The sequence below is a fragment of the Neisseria sp. HMSC070F02 genome, from assembly GCF_001814225.1.
Taxonomy (GTDB): Bacteria; Pseudomonadota; Gammaproteobacteria; order Burkholderiales; family Neisseriaceae; genus Neisseria; species Neisseria meningitidis.
The window spans coordinates 1-6747 of the sequence record NZ_KV815428.1; the positions used below are offsets into that span (position 1 = coordinate 1).

Genomic DNA, 6747 nt, shown 5'->3' on the forward strand with positions numbered 1-6747 from the left:
TCCTGCCGCACCGCGACCACGTCTGCCTTTACGCTGTCCGCCGAAATAGCTTTCGTCCAGCTCGACAGAACCCTCAAAAACCTCATCGGCAGCCAAGGCCAAATGATAGTTGATAACCGTGCGGATTTTACGGTAGAACAGTACTGCCGAATTGGGATGGATACCCAAAATATCGGTGGCAGAACGGGCGGTAACTTCCAGTACAAAAAAATGGAGCAGTTCTTTCTGTACTTTTTTCTTTAATTTGCAGTGTGTTATCTTCATATTTCGAGGGTAACATATCTGCTAATCTAGTACAGCCCCTTAAATTTAGTCCACTATAAAAAACGGCGGAAATAAATTTTTTTCCGCCTCACTTGAATTTACCCGCACACACCCTAATTTTGCCGACTTATACGGGCGGGCCGGCAGGCGGCAGCCCGGTTTCCACTTCAATCTGTCCGAACCGTTCGGGCAGATGATTGTTTTCAAATCATTTTATCGGAGCATAAATATGACCATCCGTCCTTTACACGACCGCGTTGTCGTCAAACGCTTGGAAGCTGAAGAAAAAACCGCATCGGGCATCGTTTTGCCGGGTGCGGCCGCCGAAAAACCCGACATGGGCGAAGTCATCGCCGTGGGCGCGGGCAAAATCGGTAAAGACGGCGCGCGCCGTCCGCTGGATGTCAAAGTCGGCGACAAAATCATCTTCGGCAAATACAGCGGCCAAACCGTAAAAGCCGACGGCGAAGAGCTGTTGGTAATGCGCGAAGAAGATATTTTCGGCATCGTTGAAAAATAAATACGGACACGATGCCGTCTGAAACGGCAAACCGCCTTCAGACGGCATAAACGGTTTTATCAGACAGTTTTAATGATTTTTGGAGAATTGAAATGGCAGCAAAAGACGTACAATTCGGCAATGAAGTCCGCCAAAAAATGGTAAACGGCGTGAACATTTTGGCAAACGCCGTGCGCGTAACCTTGGGTCCCAAAGGCCGCAACGTGGTGGTTGACCGCGCTTTCGGCGGCCCGCACATCACCAAAGACGGCGTAACCGTCGCCAAAGAAATCGAACTGAAAGACAAGTTTGAAAATATGGGCGCGCAAATGGTGAAAGAAGTCGCGTCCAAAACCAACGACGTGGCGGGCGACGGTACGACTACCGCCACCGTATTGGCGCAATCCATCGTTGCCGAAGGTATGAAATACGTTACCGCCGGTATGAACCCGACCGACCTGAAACGCGGTATCGACAAAGCCGTCGCCGCTTTGGTTGAAGAGCTGAAAAACATCGCCAAACCTTGCGACACTTCTAAAGAAATCGCCCAAGTCGGCTCTATTTCCGCCAACTCTGACGAACAAGTCGGCGCGATTATTGCCGAAGCGATGGAAAAAGTCGGCAAAGAAGGCGTGATTACCGTTGAAGACGGCAAATCTTTGGAAAACGAGCTGGACGTGGTTGAAGGTATGCAATTCGACCGCGGCTACCTGTCTCCTTACTTCATCAACGATGCGGAAAAACAAATCGCCGGCTTGGACAATCCGTTTGTATTGCTGTTCGACAAAAAAATCAGCAATATCCGCGACCTGCTGCCTGTTTTGGAACAAGTGGCCAAAGCCAGCCGTCCGCTGTTGATTATCGCTGAAGACGTAGAAGGCGAAGCCTTGGCGACTTTGGTCGTGAACAACATCCGCGGCATTCTGAAAACCGTTGCCGTTAAAGCTCCGGGCTTCGGCGACCGCCGCAAAGCGATGCTGCAAGACATCGCTATCCTGACCGGCGGCACAGTGATTTCCGAAGAAGTCGGCCTGTCTTTGGAAAAAGCGACTTTGGACGACTTGGGTCAGGCCAAACGCATCGAAATCGGTAAAGAAAACACCACCATCATCGACGGCTTCGGCGACGCAGCCCAAATCGAAGCGCGTGTTGCCGAAATCCGCCAACAAATCGAAACCGCAACCAGCGATTACGACAAAGAAAAACTGCAAGAGCGCGTTGCCAAACTGGCAGGCGGCGTGGCAGTAATCAAAGTCGGTGCCGCGACCGAAGTGGAAATGAAAGAGAAAAAAGACCGCGTGGAAGACGCGCTGCACGCTACCCGCGCAGCCGTTGAAGAAGGCGTGGTTGCAGGCGGCGGCGTAGCCCTGTTGCGCGCCCGTGCCGCTCTGGAAAACCTGCACACCGGCAATGCAGACCAAGACGCAGGCGTACAAATCGTCTTGCGCGCCGTTGAGTCTCCGCTGCGCCAAATCGTTGCCAACGCAGGCGGCGAACCCAGCGTGGTTGTGAACAAAGTGTTGGAAGGCAAAGGCAACTATGGTTACAACGCTGGCAGCGGCGAATACGGCGACATGATCGAAATGGGCGTACTCGACCCCGCCAAAGTAACCCGTTCCGCGCTGCAACACGCCGCGTCTATCGCCGGCCTGATGCTGACCACAGACTGCATGATTGCTGAAATCCCTGAAGACAAACCGGCTATGCCTGATATGGGCGGCATGGGTGGTATGGGCGGCATGATGTAAGCAATGCCGTCTGAAGCCTTCAGACAACAAGCCGCACGGTCAACGCCGTGCGGTTTTTTTGCGAATAAGTGCGGCTAAGGCGCAAACCTTAAAATTGCCAACACCGTTCTTTGCATTGTTATTTTTTGATACGCGCGCTTTTGTTTTATTTCCCGCCATCCCAAAAACGAAGAGCGGCAGGAATTTATCGGAAAAACAGCAACCTTTCCGCCGTCATTCCCGCGAAAGCGGGAATCTAGGTCTGTCGGTGCGGAAACGTATCGGGTAAAACGGTTTCTGGAGATTCCACATTCTGGATTCCCACTTTCGTGGGAATGACGGGATGTGGGTTTCTGTGCGGATAGCTTCGTCATTCCCGCGCAGGCGGGAATCCAGGTTCGTTGAGTTTCAGTCATTTCCGATAAATTCTTGCAGCTTTGCGTTTCTAGATTCCCACTTCCGTGGGAATGACGGAGAGTCGCGGGAATGACGGAGAGTTGCGGGAATGACGGAGAGTTGCGGGAATGACGGAGAGTTGCGGGATTGGGCTTGGTACAAGCCTGAAAGGGGGCGGCGGTGCGACCGTAAAAAATGCCGTCTGAAACCCAAATCATCGGGTTTCAGACGGCATTGGCACATCAGGAGCTTAGAACTTCGCTTCGATGGTGAAATTGTAGCTCCTGCCCGGCGAGGTAAAGCGTTGGATGCCGGCGTGGGTTTTGTTGTCAACGCGGTTGACCGTGCCGAACTCGCGGATGCTGCGTAAAGATTCCCAAGTGTAGTACTGCTTGTTGGTAATGTTGTACGCGGCGGCGCGGAGCGTAACCTGTTTGCCGATGTTGAGGTAGGCGGAAAGGTCGAACAGCGTATAGGCCTTGCTGTGTTTGGCATAAGGCCACGGGTTGTTCAAGTCGTCGTTGCTGTGGACGGTGTCGGACGGCTTTTTGGCGGCGGTGCGCGTGGCGTAGGCGTTGATGCCCCAACGTTTGGAAGGAGCGTCGTAGCCCAGATTGTAAACCGCACTCCATGGCGAAAGGGCGTTAATAGGGGTTTCCTGTCCGTTGGTTTGTTTGGCCTTGCCTTTGATGTAGCTGACATTGACACCTGCGTGCGTGCCTTGCGGCAAACCGATGCTGTCGAGGTTCCATGTGCCGTTAAACTCTATGCCTTTCACCCAGGCGGCGGTGCGGTTTTGGTTTTGCCAAACGGGCGAGCTGACCAATGCAGTACCGTCGGAAAGCGGGGCGTATCTGGGGTTGTTTTTATCGTCTGACGAAACGCCCATATACGTCAGTTCGATAAAGTCGCGGTATTTGGTTTTGAAGCCTGAGAGTTTGAAGTTGCCCGCCTTGCCGCTGCCCGCCAGACCCAATTCCCAGTTTTTGGCTTTTTCCGCTTTCAGTTCGGGGTTGGCTTTCAGGTAGAAATCGGGGTGTGGGAACAGCAGCCAGGTTTCGTCCGAAGTCGGCGCGCGGAAGCCGGTGCTGTATTTTGCCAACAAGTGCAGATGCTTGGTAAACCGCCAGTCGAACCCCGTGCCGTAGCTGAAGCCCGCGTGCGCGCGTTCCGAACCCAAATGGGGAATCTGCCCCCGGATGGCGGTGGTGTATTTCGGATTGTCTTTCGCGCTGCTGCTGTTTTTGTCGTAGCGTATGCCCGCATTCAGGCGGAAGCGGTCGTTGCCGCCCAAGTGAAACACATTGTTCCAATAGGCAAATTTATATTTCGACCGGTTTTCGATCAGCATTGTGATTTTGGCTTGGTTGGAAGTGAGGATTTTGGGGTCGTACAGTTTTGCGAAATAGCTGTAATCCGAGTTGGCATTGTCCCCTCTGCCGCCGCCCAAGCCGTATTGCGCCGCCCAAACGGCTTTGGAAAAGTCGAGTTGTTTTTCAAAATCGGCAGTCCATTGCGCGGTGTTTTGGCGGATATGCCGGAACGAATGGTAAACTTCACTGTTGATGCCGCGCAAATCGTAATTTTTCGGGATGTCCCAAGTCCAAGTGTTCATATCGATGCGCTGCTTGTCGTAGCGCAGCTTGAGGCTGTCCCACGGGCCGTGTTCCAATTCGTTTTTGTATTCGACGCCGGAGCGGCGGCGGTAGCTCACGTCTTGGCGGTGGCGGTAGTCGCCCGTTGCGGGAGAGTAAATTGTACCCGTCCACAAATTAGACAGCTCGTTGGTAAAACGGTCGGTGCGGGAGTCTTCAAAAATCCAGCCGATGCGGTTGCGGTCGTTGAAATTGTAGCCCAGCTTGAACAGGGTGCTTTTGTTTACCCATTCTTGCGGGTCGGGTTGGGAGCGCGCAACCCCTGTGGCTTTGTAGGTAAGGTATCTGCTGGGCGAGGGGTTGGTTGGGTCAAAGACATATCCGTCGTTTTCAATTTTGACATCGCCCTCGGTCGAGCGGTTTTTGGTTTCTTTGCCGAAGCGGCGGGTATAAACCAATAAGGCATCCAAACCAAAGAGCCTGCCGGCGGCGGTGATGCTGCTGAATTTTTGGCTGTTTTTGCCGACGCTGCCGCCCTTTATCCCCAAATGGTAGGGCTTGTCTTCGGAAACATAATCGCTTGCGGATTTGGTTTGGTAATTGACTGCGCCGCCCAATGCGCCGCTGCCGGATTTAAGCGAGTCCGCGCCTTTGGTGATGGTTACTTCGGAAAAGTTTTCCGGCTCGGAGGTGTTGCGGTTGGCGTTGAAGTTGCCGTACGCGCCGAACAACTCTTGGAAGGCTTCGGAAGAGCGGCTTTCCGCCTGCGCCAGCCCGTCAACGTTGATGGCGACGCGGTCTTTGTCCACGCCGCGTATGGTAAAGCCGTTAGAACCCGCCCTGCCGCCTTCGACGACGGAAATGCCGGGGTCGTAGCGCACCAGGTCGTGTTCGTCGTTGACCAAGAGCTTGTCTAAAGTTTTGCGGCGGATTTTTTCTTCGCCGAGTTTTTGGGTTTTGTGCGTGCCGGTAACGGTGATTTCGTTCAGCGTTTGGGCGGACTGCGGCGCGGGGTCTGCCGCAAAGGCGGGAAACGCTTGGGCGATGGCGGCGGCAGCCAATACGGGTTTAAAGGGGATGGGCATAAGAAAACCTTTTTAAAAGCGGATGGGTTATTATTTTTTGAGATGGTTGGTATCTTGACTGGTTTTGTCATCAAGTTTTTTCTCATAAATCACGCCGCCGAATACGGTATCGAGGGAGCGGTCGTCTTTAAAAGTGATTTTGCCGCCTATGCCGGTGTCGCTGCTGCGGGTGCTGTTGAACTTGCCAAAAAACTTGCCTTCCAATTTGCCGTTTTTGCCGCCGGACGTGGCATCGCCGGAAAAGGATAGTCCGTCAATCGTTGCGTTTTCAATTTTCACATTTGGCCCGTAATCGCTGTTGCCGATGATTTCGCCTGCCAGTTTGTTGCTGTTGAAATTGGCGGTGATAAAGGAAAGGACGGGGGTGTTGGTAGGTGTGGACGAATAATAACCACTGTTTTTCGGCGGCGTATAAGAGGAAGTAACAAATTGCCCGTTTCTGACGCGGATGCCCCAAACCTGATAAGTGATTTTGCCCTTGCCGGCGGTTTCGAGCGTGCTGCTGTAATAACTGCTTGATGCCGGTGTTTTGCCGACGGGGAAGCCGCCGGCGAAGAGGTCGATTTCGCCGTTGGGACCTATCCACGCCCCGAATTTCATATAATCTTGTTTGGTAATTTCCGCTTGATTGGTTGCCCCGGAGTCGCTGCAGCAGATAAAGATGCGGCTGCCGTCGGCAAGCCGCTGCCCTGCGTGGCGGTCGGGAATTTTGAAATCGGGGGAGGAGTAGCTGGGGACGATGGGGTCGGCGTAGGATGAAAGGGTGTATTGCGCGCCGCCAGGTGTTTTGAAGATGAATGCTTTTGCTGTTGATTCGACGCCGTAATTGTTTACTTTATATTCCCGCTGCTGAATGGAAATGCCGGATGTGTTTCCAGTGTTGGCGGTGTTGATGTTTTCGATTTTGCTATTGTCGTCTGTTAACTTTACCTCACCGGTCAGCGGCGTGGCGGTGGGGATGGACACGGGGACGTGCGGTTCGGCTACCCCCCCCCCCGCACAGGCGGCAAGGGCAGCGACAAGCGGCAGTAAGGACAGGGCTTTGTATTTCATCGCATACTCAATCTTGATGATGTGTTAATAATAGTTTTGATTATCAGTTTAAATGTTATATGATGTCAACTGTTTTGTGGGTCGATGCAAAAATCGGTATAGTGGATTAACAAAAACCAGTACGGCGT

The 6747-nt window shown here is 53.0% G+C and carries 4 protein-coding genes and 1 pseudogene; 2 read left to right on the top strand and 3 right to left on the bottom strand.

What is annotated here, in order from left to right; translation table 11 throughout:
* Positions 1-264: pseudogene (locus tag HMPREF2959_RS05530) on the bottom strand (IS1595 family transposase); the annotation flags it as partial.
* Between the two features lie 229 nt (positions 265-493).
* Between HMPREF2959_RS05530 and HMPREF2959_RS05535 the strand changes: the two are divergent.
* Positions 494-784 carry a co-chaperone GroES gene (locus HMPREF2959_RS05535; RefSeq protein ID WP_002214868.1) on the top strand — a complete coding sequence of 97 codons (291 nt, stop codon included), beginning with the start codon at positions 494-496 and terminating at the stop codon, positions 782-784.
* Positions 785-876: 92 nt separating this feature from the next.
* Positions 877-2511, top strand: coding sequence for a chaperonin GroEL (groL, locus tag HMPREF2959_RS05540; protein ID WP_002221652.1), 1635 nt, complete (start codon positions 877-879; stop codon positions 2509-2511).
* 625 nt (positions 2512-3136) lie between these two features.
* Here groL and hupB read toward each other — a convergent pair.
* Positions 3137-5566: a haemoglobin-haptoglobin-utilization protein HupB gene (hupB, locus tag HMPREF2959_RS05545; RefSeq protein WP_070696492.1), complete on the bottom strand. Its 2430-nt coding sequence runs from the start codon at positions 5564-5566 to the stop codon at positions 3137-3139.
* A gap of 30 nt (positions 5567-5596) precedes the next feature.
* A complete protein-coding gene (gene hupA / locus HMPREF2959_RS05550) occupies positions 5597-6619 on the bottom strand; it encodes a haemoglobin-haptoglobin-utilization protein HupA (RefSeq protein ID WP_070696495.1) in 1023 nt (340 codons plus the stop codon).
* Positions 6620-6747: the final 128 nt, after the last annotated feature.

Excerpts from the sequence above, each read along its gene's own strand:
- HMPREF2959_RS05535 (WP_002214868.1), top strand. The coding sequence starts at position 494 with ATGACCATCCGTCCTTTACACGACCGCGTTGTCGTCAAACGCTTGGAA.
- groL (WP_002221652.1), top strand. The coding sequence starts at position 877 with ATGGCAGCAAAAGACGTACAATTCGGCAATGAAGTCCGCCAAAAAATG.
- hupB (WP_070696492.1), bottom strand. The coding sequence starts at position 5,566 with ATGCCCATCCCCTTTAAACCCGTATTGGCTGCCGCCGCCATCGCCCAA.
- hupA (WP_070696495.1), bottom strand. The coding sequence starts at position 6,619 with ATGAAATACAAAGCCCTGTCCTTACTGCCGCTTGTCGCTGCCCTTGCC.